Source organism: Streptomyces sp. NBC_00341 (assembly GCF_041435055.1).
Classification (GTDB): domain Bacteria; phylum Actinomycetota; class Actinomycetes; order Streptomycetales; family Streptomycetaceae; genus Streptomyces.
The window spans coordinates 8,470,707-8,486,810 of sequence record NZ_CP108002.1 but is presented as its reverse complement, the minus strand read 5'-3'; the positions used below and the strand labels follow the sequence as shown (position 1 = coordinate 8,486,810).

14 protein-coding genes are annotated in these 16,104 nt (G+C 70.7%); 3 read left to right on the top strand and 11 right to left on the bottom strand.

The window, feature by feature from the left end; all coding sequences use genetic code 11:
* The first annotated feature begins 20 nt into the window (after nt 1-20).
* A complete protein-coding gene (locus tag OG892_RS37775; protein WP_371631430.1) occupies nt 21-2,333 on the top strand; it encodes an FdhF/YdeP family oxidoreductase in 2,313 nt (770 codons plus the stop codon).
* Here OG892_RS37775 and OG892_RS37770 read toward each other — a convergent pair.
* The 8 genes from OG892_RS37770 to bla all read right to left on the bottom strand — a co-directional run bounded on the left by OG892_RS37770 (nt 2,311) and on the right by bla (nt 10,540).
* Complete coding sequence (locus OG892_RS37770; RefSeq protein ID WP_371631429.1) at nt 2,311-3,288, bottom strand: PfkB family carbohydrate kinase; 978 nt, start codon at nt 3,286-3,288, stop codon at nt 2,311-2,313. The genes OG892_RS37775 and OG892_RS37770 overlap by 23 nt on opposite strands.
* Nucleotides 3,285-4,274: a zinc-dependent alcohol dehydrogenase family protein gene (locus OG892_RS37765; protein ID WP_073733954.1), complete on the bottom strand. Its 990-nt coding sequence runs from the start codon at nt 4,272-4,274 to the stop codon at nt 3,285-3,287. Before OG892_RS37765 ends, OG892_RS37770 begins: the two co-directional genes overlap by 4 nt.
* On the bottom strand, nt 4,271-5,164 hold the full coding sequence (locus tag OG892_RS37760; RefSeq protein WP_073733955.1) for a carbohydrate ABC transporter permease: 894 nt from the start codon (nt 5,162-5,164) through the stop codon (nt 4,271-4,273). Before OG892_RS37760 ends, OG892_RS37765 begins: the two co-directional genes overlap by 4 nt.
* Nucleotides 5,161-6,144 (bottom strand): sugar ABC transporter permease, encoded by a 984-nt coding sequence (locus OG892_RS37755; protein ID WP_327341091.1) that lies wholly within the window; start codon nt 6,142-6,144, stop codon nt 5,161-5,163. Before OG892_RS37755 ends, OG892_RS37760 begins: the two co-directional genes overlap by 4 nt.
* Nucleotides 6,141-7,505: a sugar ABC transporter substrate-binding protein gene (locus OG892_RS37750; RefSeq protein ID WP_073733957.1), complete on the bottom strand. Its 1,365-nt coding sequence runs from the start codon at nt 7,503-7,505 to the stop codon at nt 6,141-6,143. The genes OG892_RS37755 and OG892_RS37750 overlap by 4 nt, the downstream gene beginning before the upstream one ends.
* Before the next feature lie 113 nt (nt 7,506-7,618).
* A complete protein-coding gene (locus tag OG892_RS37745; RefSeq protein WP_073733958.1) occupies nt 7,619-8,380 on the bottom strand; it encodes a DeoR/GlpR family DNA-binding transcription regulator in 762 nt (253 codons plus the stop codon).
* 275 nt (nt 8,381-8,655) lie between these two features.
* A complete protein-coding gene (locus OG892_RS37740) occupies nt 8,656-9,531 on the bottom strand; it encodes a glycosyltransferase family 2 protein (protein ID WP_328864298.1) in 876 nt (291 codons plus the stop codon).
* 70 nt (nt 9,532-9,601) lie between these two features.
* Complete coding sequence (bla, locus tag OG892_RS37735; protein ID WP_371631428.1) at nt 9,602-10,540, bottom strand: class A beta-lactamase; 939 nt, start codon at nt 10,538-10,540, stop codon at nt 9,602-9,604.
* A gap of 132 nt (nt 10,541-10,672) precedes the next feature.
* Between bla and OG892_RS37730 the strand changes: the two genes are divergently transcribed.
* Together OG892_RS37730 and OG892_RS37725 are read left to right on the top strand one after the other, a co-directional pair.
* Nucleotides 10,673-11,545 carry a LysR family transcriptional regulator gene (locus OG892_RS37730; RefSeq protein ID WP_073733961.1) on the top strand — a complete coding sequence of 291 codons (873 nt, stop codon included), beginning with the start codon at nt 10,673-10,675 and terminating at the stop codon, nt 11,543-11,545.
* Entirely contained in the window at nt 11,542-12,456 is a 915-nt protein-coding gene (locus OG892_RS37725; protein WP_371631427.1) for a serine hydrolase, read from the top strand. The genes OG892_RS37730 and OG892_RS37725 overlap by 4 nt, the downstream gene beginning before the upstream one ends.
* Before the next feature lie 11 nt (nt 12,457-12,467).
* Here the strand turns inward: OG892_RS37725 and OG892_RS37720 are convergent, their stop codons facing one another.
* Genes OG892_RS37720 through OG892_RS37710 form a run of 3 tightly spaced genes read right to left on the bottom strand, consistent with a single transcriptional unit; the run spans nt 12,468 to nt 16,104 of the window.
* On the bottom strand, nt 12,468-13,592 hold the full coding sequence (locus tag OG892_RS37720) for an MsnO8 family LLM class oxidoreductase (RefSeq protein ID WP_371631426.1): 1,125 nt from the start codon (nt 13,590-13,592) through the stop codon (nt 12,468-12,470).
* Between the two features lie 14 nt (nt 13,593-13,606).
* Nucleotides 13,607-14,734: an LLM class flavin-dependent oxidoreductase gene (locus OG892_RS37715; protein WP_371631425.1), complete on the bottom strand. Its 1,128-nt coding sequence runs from the start codon at nt 14,732-14,734 to the stop codon at nt 13,607-13,609.
* Complete coding sequence (locus tag OG892_RS37710; RefSeq protein ID WP_073733964.1) at nt 14,731-16,104, bottom strand: NtaA/DmoA family FMN-dependent monooxygenase; 1,374 nt, start codon at nt 16,102-16,104, stop codon at nt 14,731-14,733. The genes OG892_RS37715 and OG892_RS37710 overlap by 4 nt, the downstream gene beginning before the upstream one ends.

Here is a 16,104-nt window from a genome sequence, read left to right as displayed (position 1 = left end):
ATGGCGGAAGGTCAACAGTCATGAGGCCCCACCGTGACGATCCGGAACGCCTGGAGCCCGAGGTGGGCCCCACCCCCGAAGCGGGTCCGGAATTCCGCCCCTATCGCCACCCCGCCGCCGGCTGGGGCGCGGCGAAGAGTGTGAGCCAGTTCCTGGTGCACGAGGGCGCGCTCGTGGACGGCCCGCGGGCGATCATGCGGATGAACCATGAGAACGGCGGGTTCGACTGCCCGGGATGCGCCTGGCCCGACGACACCAAAGGCCTGCACCTGGACATCTGTGAGAACGGGATCAAGCACGTCACCTGGGAAATGACCCGCAAGCGGGTCGGGCGCGAGTTCTTCGCCGCCCATTCGGTGACCGAGCTCTCCGAGTGGAGCGACTACGACCTGGAGAACCAGGGCCGGCTCACCGAGCCGATGGTCTACGACCCCGGGACGGACCACTACGTCCCGATCAGCTGGAAGGACGCGTTCGAGGTCGTCGGCAGTGCCCTGCGCGGGCTGGACGACCCCAACCAGGCCTCGTTCTACACCTCCGGCCGCCTCGGCAACGAGGCCACGTTCCTCTACCAGCTCATGGCCCGTGAACTGGGCACGAACAACCTGCCGGACTGCTCCAACATGTGTCACGAAGCCAGCGGACGCGCCCTGCACGCCTCGCTCGGCACAGGCAAGGGAACTGTCGACCTCAAGGACTGGGAGAGTGCCGACGCCCTGTTCATCCTGGGGGTCAACGCCGCCTCCAACGCACCCAGGATGCTCACCGCGCTGGCCGAGGCCTACCGTCGCGGCGCCCAGATCGTCCACGTCAATCCGATGGTCGAGGCCGCCGCCACCCGCACCATCGTGCCCCACGACTTCACCGACATGGCCCTCGTCAAGGCGACACGGACCAGCACCCTGAACCTGCAGCCCCGCATCGGCGGGGACATGGCCCTCCTGCGCGGCATGGCGAAGGCGGTCCTGGAGCAGTCCGCATCCGACCCCAAGGCGCTGGACCGGGTGTTCATCGACCGCCACACCACCGGCTTCGAGGACTACCGCGCCCTGTGCGAGGCCACCCCGTGGAGCGAGATCGAGGAGCAGTCCGGGCTGGGCCGCGCCGACATCCTGAAGGCCGCGCGCGTGTACAGCGAGGCCGACCGCTCCATCGTCAGCTGGTGTCTCGGGCTGACCCAGCACGAACACGGCGTCGACACCGTCCGGGAGATCGTCAACCTCCTTCTGCTGCGAGGCAATCTGGGGCGCGAGGGCGCCGGCCCCTCCCCCGTGCGGGGGCACAGCAACGTCCAGGGCAATCGCACCTGCGGGATCGATCACCGCCCCACCGACGCGTTCCTCGACCGCCTCGCCGCGGCCTGCGACATCGAACCGCCCCGTGAGCACGGCCTGGACACCGTCCGCACCATCCCGGCGATGCACAGCGGCGACGTGAAGGTGTTCGTCGCCATGGGCGGCAACTTCGCCCTCGCCGCACCCGACACCCCCTACACCTACGCGGCCCTGCGCTCCTGCGACCTGACCGTGCAGGTGAGCACCAAGCTGAACCGAAGCCACGTCGTCCACGGCCGCCGAGCCCTCATCCTCCCGTGCCTCGGCCGCACCGAGAAGGACCACCAGCGCAAGGGCGTCCAGAGCACGTCCGTCGAGGACTCGATGAGCATGGTCCACATGTCGGTCGGCATGAAGCGCCCCGCCTCACCGCACCTGCTCTCCGAACCGGCAATCGTCGCCGGCATGGCGCGCGCGGCCCTCCCCGACAGCGCCACGCCCTGGGAGTGGTACATCGAGGACTACGACCGCATCCGGGACACCATGGCCGAGGCGCTCGACGGCTTCGAGGACTTCAACCGCCGGGTGCGGCTGCCCCTCGGCTTCCGCATCATGCAGCCCGCCCGCGAACTGGTCTTCCTCACGCCGTCCGGACGCGCCGAGTTCTCCGCCGCCGCCCTGCCCGACGTCGTCCCCGCCCCCGGCACCCTGGCGCTCGGCACGATGCGGTCCCACGACCAGTGGAACACCACGATCTACTCGGACAACGACCGCTACCGAGGCGTCAAGAACCTGCGCACGCTCGTCTTCATGAACCGGGCCGACATGCGCGAACGCGGAATCGCGGACATGGGCCCGGTGGACATCGCCAGCACCGCCAAGGACGGCAGCACGCGGTCCCTCAACGGCTACCTCGCCATCCCCTACGACATCCCACGTGGCTGCGCGGCCGGTTACATGCCCGAGATGAACGTGCTCTGCGCACTCAGCGACTACAGCACCCAGAGCGACCAGCCGATCATGAAGCACGTCAAGGTCACCATCGAGCCTGCGGCCTGAGCGGGGGTGTGGGCGTCTCCTGAGCCGGGCCCGCTGTCAGCGGCCGCGACGGCTCCGTCCCGGACTGCGCGACCACGGAGGCCGCCACCCGGGAGGCGAACGTCAGCATCTCCGCGGCCCTGTCGCGCGACAGCCGTACGGCGCCGCCGGCGCGGAACGCCCCGGCGTCGCTCAGCCAGTTGAGCATCCCGGCCATGAACGCGTCACCCGCGCCGATCGTGTTGACCACCTCGACCCGCTCAGCGGCAACCGAAGCCCGCTCCAGGTCCGGGGTGAACGCTGTGCTGCCCGCCGCGCCCCGGGTGAGGACCACCAGCCGGTTCTCCCCGGCCAGCCGCTCGCAGGTCTCCTCCGGGGACGCGCCCGGCCAGAGCACGGCCACGTCCTCGTCGCTGACCTTGAGGATCCTGGCCCGTCCGCACAGCTCCCGCAGCCGGCGCACGGCGGACGCCTGGTCGAGGGTGCGGTCCTCGCGCACGTTCGGGTCGACCACCAGGACGGAGTGCTCGGCCCCGGCGCGCGCGGTCGCGGCGACCGCCCCTGCGGCGGGCGCGACGACCGCGGCGAGCCCGCCCGCGTACACGGCGCCGAAGCGGCCCACCTCGGCCGTACGCTCCGGCAGCCGGAAGGTGGCGGTGTCGTCCAGGTGGAAGTGGTAGCCGGTGCCGTCGGGGCCCGGGTCCGCCACGGCCAGTGCGGTGGGCAGCACCGAGCGGGCGCACAGGTCGAGTCGCGTACCGGCGGAGGCCAGCCGCTCCTCGATCAGGCGGGCGAATCCGTCGCCGCCGAGCCCGCCCGCGAACCAGCTGGGGGTGCCGAGCCGGGCCAGCCCGGCGGCGACGTTGGCTGGTGCGCCGCCGGGCTGGGCCCGGTGCGTCCGCGGATCGTCCGCGGACGGCACCAGGTCGATGAGGGCCTCGCCCATCACCAGGACGGCATCGGGACCACCGGTCACGGCTCGACCACGATCTTGCGGCCCAGGCCCGCCTTGAACCGCTCCAGTGCCTCGGGGTACTGCTCCAGCGGCAGCCGGTCGCTGATGAAGACCGCAGGGTCGATGACCCCCGCGGCGAACAGCGCGGCGGCACGCTCGTAGCTGTGCAGCACGGCCATCGAGCCGGTGATCGTGATCTCCTGGTTGTAGATCCGGTACGGCTCGATGACGGCCTTCGTCGCGTAGTCCGCGACGCCGAACTGGAGGAACGTGCCGCCCTTGGCGACCCGGCCGAGGCCGTCCTGGATGGCGCCCGCGTTCCCGGTGGCATCGACGACGACGTCCCAGCCCCTTACCGTCTCCAGTTCGTCCGCGGAGGCGGCGGAGCGCGAGACGCCGAGCCTGACGGCGGTGGTCAGCCGGTCCGGGTTGACGTCCAGGATGTCGACGGAGGCGGCGCCGGTGCGTTTGGCGAGCTCCAGCATCATCAGTCCCATGGTGCCGGAACCGTAGATGAGCACCTTGGCGCCCAGCGTGGAGCTGAGCACGTCGTAGCCGCGTACCGCGCAGGAGAGCGGTTCGATCAGCGCCGCGGTGGCCACGTCGACGTGGTCCGGGAGCTTCACGCAGTTCGCCACCGGGGCGACGGCGAACTCGGCTGCCCCGCCGGGCTTGCTGACCCCGATCGCGTTCCAGTTGTCGCAGAGGTTCCCGCGCCCGCTGCGGCAGTAGTGGCACTCGTGGCAGTGCAGCGACGGATCGACGGCGACCTTGTCCCCGACGGCCAGTTCGGTCACCCCGGAGCCGGTCTCCACGATCTCGCCGGCGAACTCGTGGCCGGGGATGATCGGCAGCGCGGGGGCGAACTCGCCCTGCAGGATGTGCAGATCGGTGCCGCAGAGTCCGCAGGCCCGGACGGCGACAACGACGTCCCGGGGACCGGGGGTGGGGTCGGGGACGGTCTCGACCGACACCTTGCCGATGGACTCGATGATCGCAGCCCTCATTTGACAGCTCCAAGAGAAAGGCCCTGGACGAGTTTGTCCTGAGCGGCGAAGCCGGCGGCGAGCACCGGCAGGGACACGACGACGGACGCGGCGCACAGCTGGGCGAGGAAGAGCCCCTGGCTGGTGACGAGGCTCGTCAGGAAGACGGGCGCGGTCTGGGCCGTCACCCCGGTGAGCACCCGGGCGAAGAGCAGTTCGTTCCAGCTGAAGATGAAGCAGATGAGGGAGGTGGCCGCGATTCCGGGTGCGGCGACCGGCGCCACCACCCTGGTCAGCACGGTCGGCAGCCGGGCCCCGTCGACCTGGGCGGCCTCGATGATGGAGACCGGCACGTCCGCCAGGAAGGACTGCATCATCCATACCGCGATCGGCAGATTCATCGACGTGTAGAGGATGACGAGGAACCAGATGTTGTCCAGCATCCCGGTGTTCTTGGCGAACAGGTACACCGGCAGCAGCCCCGCGACGACCGGCAGCATCTTCGTGGACAGGAAGAAGAACATCACGTCCGTCCACTTCTCCACTCGCTTGATGGAGAGCGCGTACGCGGCGGGGAGCGCGAGTACGAGCACGAAGAGCGTGGAGAAGACCGATGCGGTCACGGAGTTGATCAGCGGCGGCCAGGGACTGGCCCCTCCCCCGGCGCCGAAGAACACCCGGTAGCCGTCGAGGGTGAGGGGCGCGCCGAGCGACGGCGGATTGGTCGCGGCGTCGGCCTCCGAGTGGAAGGAGGTGAGCAGCATCCAGAGCGCGGGTGCGCAGAAGACGATGCCGACGATCCAGGCGACCACGCCGAGGGCGGTGGAGCGGCGCCTGCCCCTGCGCGCCGTTCGTGCGTGTTCCGCGCGGCCCGGCCGGGTGGTGGGCGCGGCGGTCAGGGTACTGCTCATGTCCGGTTCGCCTCCTCGCTGAAGAGGGACGAGACCACGCGCAGGGCGAAGGTGGCGACGACGATGGTGCCGATCACCACGACCACGCCCGCGGCGGACGCCAGTCCGTATTCATGGGCTTGGTAGAAGGTCTGGTAGATCGTGTAGGGGAGGTTGGCCGTGCCGAGTCCGCCGGCGGTGATGGTGAACACCGCGTCGAAGTTCTGCACGATGTAGATCGAGCCGAGCAGCACGCCGAGTTCCAGGTAGCGGCGCAGGTGCGGCAGGGTCAGGAAGCAGAACATCTGCCAGGCGTTGGCGCCGTCCAGCCGGGCGGCCTCCATCTGCTCTGCGGACCGGCTCTGCAGCCCGGCGAGCAGGATGAGCATCATGAACGGGGTCCACTGCCAGACGAGGGCGGTGGCGACCGCGGCCAGCGGCATGTCGGAGATCCAGTCGGGCTGCGCGGGGCTGTCGGCGCCGAACAGTCCGGTGAACCAGGCCCAGGCCCCGTTCAGCAGCCCGTACTCCGGGTTGTACAGGACGTGTTTCCACATCAGCGCCGCCGAGACGGGCACCAGCAGGAAGGGTGTGATCAGCAGGGTGCGCACGAACCCCCGCCCGATGAACTTGCGGTCCAGCAGCAGGGCGAGCAGGAGTCCGAGCACGACGCTGACGATCACGACACTGGCGGTGAGCAGGACCGTGGTGACCACCGAGTCGCGCAGGCTCGGGTCGCTGAACACCTCTTTGTAGTTGGCGAACGCGCTGAAGCTGCGCTGGTCGGGCGAGAGCGAGTTCCAGTCGAAGAACGAGACCACCACGGTTGCCACGAACGGCAGTTGGGTGACGGCGATCAGGAAGACCAGGGCGGGGAGCAGCGGGGCGCGGGTGGCCCAGACGCGCGCCCGGCCGGGGGCCTTTACGGTCCTGCGGGGCGGGGCGGCGTCATCCGGCGCGCCGGGCGACGAGACGTCCGGGGTGGATACGGGGGCACTCACCGCTGCTCCTTGCCGACCTTCTCGGCGAGTGTCTGCGAGGTCTTGAGGGCGTCGGACACCGACTGGCGGCCGGCGATGGCGGCGCTGATCTCCTGCGAGACCTTGGTGCCGAGGTCGGTGAATTCCGGGATGTCGACGAACTGGATGCCGACGGTCGGCCTCGGCTGGGTGCCGGGGTCGCGGGGGTTCGCGCCGGCGATGGCCTGCCGGGTGACGCTCGCGAACGCGGCGGCGTCCTTCAGGTAGTCCTGGTTGGAGTACGTGGAGGCGCGCTTGCCCGCGGGCACGTCGGGCCAGCCGACCTTCGTCCCGACGAGGTTCTCGTACCCCTTGCCGGAGGCCCAGGAGATGAACTTCCAGGCGCTGTCGGTCTTCTTGGAGGCCTTCTGCATGCCCCAGGCCCAGGTGTAGAGCCAGCCGGAGGTGTCGGTCTTCTCGACGGGTGCGGCCACGTATCCGACCTTGCCCCTGACCGGGGAGCCGGAGGCCTCCAGTGATCCGGCGCCCGCGGTGGCGTCGTACCACATGGCCGTCTTGCCCTGCGTCATGTTGTTGAGGCACTCGGCGTAGCCGGACTGGGGCGCGCCCGCCTCGCCGTGCTTCTTCACCAGGTCGACGTAGAACTGGACGGCCTTCTTGAACTCGGGTGTGTCGAGCTTCGCGTTCCAGTCCTTGTCGAACCAGGTACCGCCCATGGTGTTGACGACGGTGGTGAGCGGGGCGATGACCTCGCCCCAGCCCGGCAGTCCGCGCAGGCAGATGCCCTTCATGCCGCTCCTGGCGCCGTCCGCCTTGGCCGCCAGGTCTGCGACCTGCTGCCAGGTGGGTTTGGCGGGCATCTTCAGGTTCTTCTCCGCGAAGACGTCCTTGCGGTACATGAGGAAGGACGACTCGCCGTAGAACGGCTCGGCGTAGAGCTTGCCGTCCTGTGCGGTGAGGGAGTCGCGGAGCGGCTTGAGGATGTCGCCCTGGTCGAACGCCTTGTCCTTGGAGGCGTACGAGTCGAGCGGGTGCAGCCAGCCGTTCTTCGCGTAGAACGGCACCTCGAAGTTACTGATGGTGGCCACGTCGTACTGGCCCGCCTGGTTGGAGAAGTCCTGGGTGATCTTGTCGCGTACGTCGTTCTCCGGCAGCACCGTGAAGTGGACCTTGATGCCGGTCTCCTTCGTGAAGTTGGCCGCGGTGAGCTTCTGCAACTGGACCATCTGCGGGTTGTTCACCATGAGGACGTTGATCGACTCGCTGTCACCGGACGAGCTGCCGCCGCCGGCGCCGCTGCACCCGGCGAGCAGCGCCGTGAGGGCGGCGCCCGTGCCCAGACGCACACTCAGCCTGCTTCGATGTTGCTGAAGGTGGGGCATGTGGTTCTCCTGATCACTCGTCATCGAGGGACTTCTTCAAGTTGTAAGGGTCATGTCAGCCGTCTCGGTCGGCTGGCATGGGGCGGGGCGGTCGGGCTGTGCCGCAGGGTGCGTCAGGCGCGGATGACCTGGGGGCCCAGACGCGAGTAGCGCTGCGCCTCCGCCGAGGCCAGACCGGTGTCGGTGACGATGGACTCGAAGTCACCGACCTCGGCGAAGCGGCAGAAGCTGACGGCGCCGAACTTGGTGTGGATTCCGGCGAAGACCCGGCGCCGGCTGCTGCGCATGGCCTGGGCCTTCACCTCGCTCACGGCCGGGTCGGGCGTGGTCAGCCCGTATTCGCGGGAGATCCCGTTCGCCCCGACATACGCCAGGTCGATGACGAATCCCGCGAGCATCCGGGTCGTCCAGTGGTCGACGGTGGCCATCGTGGAACCGCGCAGCCGGCCGCCGAGGAGCAGCACCGTGGTCTTCTCGGCGTCCGCGAGCGCGGTCGCCACGGCGAGGGACGCGGTGACCACGGTCAGGGGCCGGTCCCTGGGCAGCGCCTCGGCGACGAGCATGGGGGTGTAGCCCTCGTCGACGAAGACCGTCTCCGCGTCACCGAGCAGGTCCGCCGCGGCCGCCGCGATCCTGGACTTCTGGGGAACGAGACGGCTGGTACGGGCGGCCAGCGTCGTCTCGAAGCCCGCGCTCTCCACCGGGTAGGCGCCGCCGTGGGTGCGGCGTACCAGACCGTGTTCCTCCAGGATGTGCAGATCACGCCGGACGGTCTCCTTGGCCACCTGAAGCGTGCCGGCCAGTGCGGTGACGTCCACCGACCCTTCGCGTCTGGCAATCTTGAGGATCTCTCGTCGGCGCTCGTCGGTGTCCACGACACACTTCCCTGCGTTCGCTGCGACTCGGGCCCCGTTCGGGCTCATGAATCGTTTGTACAAGCAGGGGACCCACGGCGACCAGGCTCTTCACCGCGTCACCTGTGCCCGTTCGTGCCCGTTTCCGCGAGGCCGTATCGGCTGGTCAAGCCGCATGGACCGGCCGCCTCCGCCCGGACTCCTGCCCGATCGAGGCCCCGCGTGCGCCCGAACGGCGCCCGTGGCGGTCGGCACTCCCCCGCCGGAGCCCCGGGCCGCTGCCCGTTTCGGGTCGGTCAGAGGACCGGCGGGCGGCCCAGCCGGGTCATGCGCCACACGGTGCGCCACTTCATCGGCCCGCGCGGCCCGCACGGCGTCCGCAGCCCCTCGAAGAAACCGCCCCACCAGGCCCGCAGACCGGCGGCCGAGCGCATCCGTGCCATGGTCAGGGAGATCCAGACACCGAGGTAGACGGGGATCAGCGGGACCGGGAGTCGTCGGCGGGCCAGCCACACCCGGTTGCGGGCGGTGAAGCGGTAGTGGGTCGGGTGCCGGGCCGGGGACGTCCTCGGATGCTGGAGGACGAGTTCGGGCTCGTACAGGATCGTCCAGCCCGCGTCGAGGGCGCGCCAGGCGAGGTCGGACTCCTCGTGCCCGAAGAAGAACTCCGCCGGCCAGTGGCCGATCCCGTCGAGCATCGGCATCGAGAAGGCGTGCCCACCCCCGAGGAAGGCGGTCACCGGGCCACCCTTCATCGGGTCGTCGGCGCGCAGCCGGGGCACCCAGCGACGCTCCGTCACCCCGTTCTCGTCGGCGACCCGGAACCCGACGATGCCGAGCCCGGGGTCGTTCGCGAACAGCCGCTGAACCCGGCGGAACACGTCGGGGGCGATGAGCAGGCCGTCGTCGTCGAGTTCGATGACGACGTCCACCTCCCCCGAGTCGCTCAGCGCCCCGATCCCGACGTTGCGGCCGCCGGGGCAGCCCAGGTTCTCCTCCAGCGGGATCCTGGTCACGTCCGCCGTGATGTCTGTGAGGGGCGTCGCGTTGCCGACCAGGACCACTCGCGCCGCGGGCACGTCCTGCTTCTCCACAGAGGCGAGCAGGGCGGCCAGCTCCACGGGGCGAGTGCCCATCGTGACGATGACGACTCCGAGGCGTGGCAAGGGCATGGCAGTCTGCTCCAGCGGTCGGTGAGGATGCTGATGCTAGCGCCGGACCGAGCGGGACGCGGACGGCCGGTTACCCGAGCGCCCCGATGGCGTCGAGCGCGACCTTCGCGGCGCCGGCGATGAGCGCGTCGTCGCGTTCGGCGTCCTTGGCGTCGCGGCGGGAGAGGACGGCCAGGGTGATCGGGGCGGCGCCGGGGGGCCAGATGACGGCGATGTCGTTCCGGGTGCCGTAGCCGCCCGTGCCCGTCTTGTCGCCCACCTGCCAGTGGTCCGGCACGCCCGCGCGGATCGTGTTGTCACCTGTGGTGTTTCGCCTGAGCAGGTCGGTCAGTACGGCCCGCCTGTCCGCGGGGAGGGTGTTGCCGAGGACGTACGCGCGCAGCCCGGTGGCGAGGGCGCGGGGCGTGCTGGTGTCCCGGAGGTCGCCGGGGGTGGCGTCGCTGAGCGCGGTCTCATAGCGGTCGCAGCGGGTGACGTCGTCACCGAGCGCGCGGAGGGCGTCCTGGAGGGCGCGGGGGGAACCCAGCTCGTGGAAGAGGAGGTTGGCCGCGGTGTTGTCGCTGTACCGGATGGCCGCGTCGGACAGCTCGCGCAGGGTCATCCCGGTGGCGACGTGCCGCTCGGTGACCGGTGAGGCGCTGACGAGATCGTCGCGGCCGTAGCGCACGAGCCGGTCCATCTGCCGGAGCGAGTTCCTGTCCAGTACGGCGCCGACGAGCAGCGCCTTGCAGGTGGAGGCGTAGGCGAATCGCTCATCGGGCCGGTGGGTGACGGTCCGGCCGCTGCCCGTGTCGAGCGCGTGGACGCCGAGGCTGGCGTCGAACTTCCGCTCCAGATCGCGGAATGCCCGCTCGGTACGGGGATCGGCCGGGGGCGACGACGAGGCCGACGGCCTACCGGAACCGGACGGTTTCGGTGATGCCTCCGGGCCGCTGGTGCAGCCGACGAGTGGGAGGGCGGCGAGGCCGGTCAGAACGGCACGGCGGGACAGCGAAGTTCGAGTGTGCATGGCATACGGGCTTTCTGTTCCGATGGGACGTGTCTGTCCCGGATTCAAGTCCGCCGCCGCACCGCATGTCGAATACCATCTCGGCATTGAGCCCATTCATAAGCCATATCGCAGCATGCCAGGAGGTACGGAGTGCTCACCGAACGGCACCTGGAAATCTTCGTCGCCCTGGCGGAGGAGGAACACTTCGGTGCCGCCGCCCAGCGTGTGGGCATGACCCAGCCGCCGCTGTCGCAGGGTCTGCGCAGACTGGAGGCGCTGCTCGGGGTCCGTCTGTTCGACCGTGAGCGGGGAGTGTTCCTCACCGAGGAGGGTGCCCTGCTGCTTCCGCACGCCCGCCGCGCCCTGGCCGCGTTCGCGGAGCTCCGCGAGACCGGTGCCCGTCAGCGGGCGGACGGGCGGCGGCTGCGGATCGGGCTGGCCCCGGAGGTGCCGGCGCCGCTGGCCGCGGAGGTGGCCGCGGCGCCGGTCCGGGCCGGTGAGCGCGCCCGGATCGGCATGGTGACGGCGTCGACGGCCGCGCTGCTCGGTGACGTCGCGGCCGGACGGGTCGACATCGCCGTGATCCGGCACCCGTCCGTGCTGCACGGCCTCGCCGCGGGACGGGTGATCCTGCTGCCGACCTGGGTGCTGTCCCCCGCCGGGGCCCGCGGAACCGGTGGGACGACGGCGTCACGGCTGCCCGTCGCGGTACGCCCGCGTGCCGAAGCGCCCGCGGCCCATGACCTGTTCATCGACACCCTGGCCAGCCGGGGCCGCCGTGTGGACACGGTGGTGGTGTCCGACGAACGCGCCGGGCTCGCCCTCGTGGCGGCGGGTCAGGCGGAACTGGTGACGGCGGACGACGCGCTGACGGCGTCCGGTGTGGAGCGCCGCGCCGCAACGGACCCGCCGCTCCCCCTGCGGCTGCGGGTGGCCTGGGACCCGCGGCGCCCGGGTGCGCGGGAGACCGCCGGGACGGCGCAGCTGCTGGAGGATGCCCTGGCCCGGAAGGTGGCACCGTGACCCGGCCCCGGCACGGCGGCGGCGTGGAGCGCGCCATCCGCGAGATGTTCGACGACGCGGGCGTCCGGGGCTGGCTGCACGTGGCGGAACTGCACCGCCCCTCGGCCCGTGTGGTCATCGAGCCCGGCGAGCAGCTGCCGCTGGGCTCGGTCTACAAGGTGCCGCTGATGGCCGCCTTCTGCCGCCTCGCGGACACGGGGCGGCTCGACCCGCGCCACCGGGTGACCCTGGAGCCGGCCGACCGGGTCCCCGGTCCGACCGGCATCTCCGTCCTGCACGACCCCGTCACCATGTCACTGCGCGATCTGGTGACGCTGATGATGACCGTCTCCGACAACACCGCGGCCGCCGCCGTCCTGCGGGCGGTCGGCGCCGATGTGGTCGACGCCTTCTGCCGCGACCTGGGCATGCCGGACACCCGTATCCACGGCGGTGTCGTCGCGACGTTCAACAGGCTCGTCGCGGAGACGGGGGCGCCTTCCCTGGACGCGGCCCTGGCCCATGTGGCGGACAACGACACCGTGGTGCCGGCGGGTGTGTACGACCCGGCCTCCAAGGCGTCCGGCACACCGGCGGACATGGCCCGGCTCCTGCGGGCGATCTGGACGGACGAGGCCGCTTCCGCCGAAGGCTGCGCGTTCATGCGCGAGGTCATGCGCAGGCAGCCGTGGACGCACCGGCTCGCCTCCGGCTTTCCCTACGACGACGTCACCGTCTACGGAAAGACCGGCACCTTCGGCTCGCTCCGGCACGAAGCAGGCGTCGTCGAACTCGCGGACGGCAGCACCTACACCGCGGTGGTGTTCACCCAGGCGGCCAGGGCCGACAGCAGACTGCCGCGCGCCGACGCCGTGATCGGCGCCGCCGCGCGGGCCGCGGTGGAGGAACTACGAGGGCATCAGGGCACCTGACGGCGTCCGCCTCACCTCTTGCGCCACTCCTCGGCCAGCAGCTCGTACGACCGCACCCGGTCCTCGTGTCCGTGGGTGATCGTGGTGATCAGCAACTCGTCGGCGCCGGTGGCTTCCTGAAGTTCGGCCAGCCGGTCGGCGACCCGGTCCGGGGAGCCGACGAACTGGGTGTCGAGGCGGTCCTGGACCAGGGCACGGTCCGCGTCCGTCCAGATGTGGGCGCGAGCCTCGTCCGGCGTGGGGAATTCGATGGCGCCCTCGGCCGAACGGATGCTGCGGACCCAGGCACCGTATCCGGTGGCCAGTTCGCGGGCGGTCTCGTCGTCCTGCGCGACCACGACGTCGGCGGACACGCTGACGTAGGGCTCGGCGAGGACGTCGGAGGGCCGGAACGCGGCGCGGTACCCCTCTGCCGCCTCCAGCACGGTGGCGGGGCTGACGTGGTAGTTGGCCGCGAACCGCAGCCCGGACCGGCCCGCGACCCGGGCACTCTGCCCGCCGCTGCTGCCCAGGATCCACAGCTCCACCTCGGCGCCCTCCCCCGGGACGGCATGGGCCTCGATGCCGTCCTCGGAACGGTAGGTGCCCGCCAGGAGCGCCAGGATGTCGTCGATCTGCTCGCCGTAGTCCTGCGATTCGGCGTGCGGCTGCTGGAGCAGCTTGCGCTGGAGCGCGACGCGGGGCGAGCCGAGCAGATGCTCGAAGGAGAAGCGGGGCGGGATGCGGAGGCCGCCTGGCGTGCGCCCGTCGACCACCGGGGTCGTGGACGGCCGCGGGGCGGCGCCGCCGGGCGGGCGTCCGCCGGAGCGGCCGAGGCCCAGGTCGAGCCGGCCGGGATGCAGCGCGTCGATCAGGCCGAACTCCTCGACCGTGGACAGGGCGGTGCGGTGGCCGAGCTGGACGGCGCCCGCTCCGAGCCGGATGGACGTGGTCGCGGAGGCCGTGAGGGCGAGGACGACCGCGGGCGAGGTACCGGCCACACCCGGGTTGAGGTGGTGCTCGGCGACCCAGTACCGGGCGTACCCGAAGCTCTCGGCCTGCCGCGCCAGGTCGATGGAGTTGCGGAGCGCCTCCGAGGCGGTGGACCCGGAGGGGACCGGGACCAGGTCGAGGACCCCGAGGGGAATGTCGGACATGACGCGAGGACTCCTCAGCGGTCGACGGCAACGGGCGCGGGGGCGGGTGCGGCCTCGGGCTCGGGTGCGGCCTCAGGCTCGGTCTCGGCGAGCACGGGGCCCCAGGCGAACGGCGGATCAGGGATCTCCCGGCGCAGCACGGGTGCGACGTCCGACTGGAAGAGCGCGAGCGAGTCCCGGTGCTGAGCATCCGTCAGCCCGCCCGCGTCCGCGTGCAGATGGAGGACCGTGTGACCGAACTGCTCGTGGTAGCGGTGCACTTTCTCCAGGATCTGCTGCGGACTGCCGATCAGCGCCGAGCTGCGCTCCACGAAATCCTCCAGGGTGGTGAACACCGGTTCCAGGCCCAGCTTTTTCTGGAAGGCGAGGTTCCCCTCGAACACCGGCCGGTAGGCGGCGAGCGCCTCCTGTGAGGTCCGGGCCGCATAGATGCCGGCCGTCCCCGCGCCCACCGCGATGTCCGCCGGGTCGTGGCCGTGGTGCTCCCAGCGCTCGCGGTAGTAGCGGATCAGCTCGGCGTAGGGCTCGATGGTGTTGCTGACGTTGGCGGAGAAGAGCGGATCGCCGTAGCGGGCGGCGAGATCGACGGACTCCCTGCTGGTCGCGCTGCCGTGCCAGATCCGGACGGGCTGCTGAAGAGGCCGGGGCCAGACCTCGGCGTCCTTGAGTTCCGGACGGAAGCGGGTGGCGGCGGTGACCTTGTCCTGGCGCCAGATCTGCCGGAACACCTCGTAGCTCTCGGCGTTGCGGTCCCACTGGTCCTCGGGGGTGATCTGGAAGAGGTCCCGCTGGGCGGCGCCGTTGCCCTTGCCGATGATCAGTTCGAGCCGCCCGCCGGAGAGGTGGTCCAGCGTCGCGTAGTCCTCGTAGGCGCGCACCGGGTCGAGGAGGCTGAGCGTGGTGACAGCCGTGAACAGCCGGATCCGGGAGGTGAGAGCGGCTATGTGACTGAGCACGACCGGTGGCGAGGAGGAGATGAAGGGCCGCTCGTGCCGCTCCCCCACCCCGAAGCCGTCGAAGCCCAGTTCCTCCGCGAGGAGCGCGTTGTCGAGCACCTCGCGGAAGCGGTCGCTGGTCGGCTTCCGCACGCCGGTCACGGGGTGCGGGCCGTGCACGATCAGGGTGATGGCGAGGAACTTCATGACGCCTCACGCTCGTCGCGGGCGTCGTCGGGGTGGTCGAGGCCGAGGTGGTCGCGCAGGGTGGTGCCCTCGTACTCCGTCCGGTACACGCCCCGTTCCTGGAGCAGCGGGACGACCCGGTCGGTGAACGCGTCGAGGCCGCCAGGAGTGATGTGCGGGGCGAGGATGAAGCCGTCGGAGACATCGGCCTGGACGAAGTCGTTGATCGTGGTGGCGACGGTGGACGGGGAGCCGACGAAGGCCTGGCGGTTCCCGGTCTCGATGACCAGGTCGCGGATGGACCACTTGTTGGCGGCCGCGCGCTCCCGCCATTCGCGGGCGATGGCCGACGGGTCGCGGTACATCCGCACCTGGGCGCGGCCGCGGGCGACGGTGTGCTCGCCCGGGTCGGGGTCGATGTCGGGGAGGGGGCCGTCCGGGTCGTACCCGGACAGGTCCCGGTTCCAGACGAATTCGAGGTGCTTGATCGCGGTGGCGCCGCTGACCTGGCTGCGGCGTACCTCGCGGGCCAGTTCCTCCGCTTCGGCGTCGGTGTCGCCGAGGACGAAGGTGGCCGCCGGGAGGATCAGCAGCTGGTCGGGCCGGCGGCCGTACCGGGCGAGGCGGCCCTTGACGTCCGTGTAGAAGGCCTGCCCCTCCTTGAGGGTGGCGTACCGGCTGAAGATCGCGTCCGCGCTCGACGCGGCGAAGTCACGGCCCTCCTCCGAGTCGCCCGCCTGGAAGATCACCGGCCGCCCCTGCGGTGAGCGCGGCACGTTGAACTGTCCCTCGATGTCGAAGTGCTGCCCCTTGTGCACGAAGGCCCCGGCCTTCGCATCGCTCAGGAACGTGCCCGTCCGCCGGTCCGCGAGGATCTCGTCGCCGTGCCAGGAGTCGAAGAGTTCGTTCGTGGTGGCCAGGAACTCCTTGGCCCGGGAGTAGCGCTCCTGCTGCGGCAGGAAGCCGCCGCGCCGGAAGTTCTCGCCGGTGAAGGCGTCCCAGGAGGTGACCACGTTCCAGGCGGCGCGCCCGCCCGAGAGGTGGTCGAGGCTGGCGAACTGGCGGGCCACCTCGTAGGGCTCGTTGAAGGTCGAGTTGATCGTCCCGGTCAGGCCCAGGTGTTCGGTGACGGCGGCGAGCGCGGCGAGGACGGTGAAGGTGTCGGGCCGCCCCACGACGTCCAAGTCGTAGATCTCACCGCCCTGTTCGCGAAGCCGGAGGCCTTCGGCGAGGAAGAGGAAGTCGAATTTCGCGCGCTCGGATGTCCGGGCGAAGTGCGCGAAGGAGCTGAACTCGATGTGGCTGCCGGCCTCCGGGTCACTCCACACGGTGGTGTTGTTGACTCCGGGGAAGTGGGCCGCGAGATGGATCTGCTTGAGGGGCTTGCTCAT

Coding starts and splice junctions, on each gene's coding strand:
- OG892_RS37710 (WP_073733964.1), bottom strand. CDS start 16,104: ATGAGCAAGCCCCTCAAGCAGATCCATCTCGCGGCCCACTTCCCCGGA.
- OG892_RS37765 (WP_073733954.1), bottom strand. CDS start 4,274: ATGAGGGCTGCGATCATCGAGTCCATCGGCAAGGTGTCGGTCGAGACC.
- OG892_RS37775 (WP_371631430.1), top strand. CDS start 21: ATGAGGCCCCACCGTGACGATCCGGAACGCCTGGAGCCCGAGGTGGGC.
- OG892_RS37720 (WP_371631426.1), bottom strand. CDS start 13,592: ATGTCCGACATTCCCCTCGGGGTCCTCGACCTGGTCCCGGTCCCCTCC.
- OG892_RS37760 (WP_073733955.1), bottom strand. CDS start 5,164: ATGAGCAGTACCCTGACCGCCGCGCCCACCACCCGGCCGGGCCGCGCG.
- bla (WP_371631428.1), bottom strand. CDS start 10,540: ATGCACACTCGAACTTCGCTGTCCCGCCGTGCCGTTCTGACCGGCCTC.
- OG892_RS37715 (WP_371631425.1), bottom strand. CDS start 14,734: ATGAAGTTCCTCGCCATCACCCTGATCGTGCACGGCCCGCACCCCGTG.
- OG892_RS37740 (WP_328864298.1), bottom strand. CDS start 9,531: ATGCCCTTGCCACGCCTCGGAGTCGTCATCGTCACGATGGGCACTCGC.
- OG892_RS37750 (WP_073733957.1), bottom strand. CDS start 7,505: ATGCCCCACCTTCAGCAACATCGAAGCAGGCTGAGTGTGCGTCTGGGC.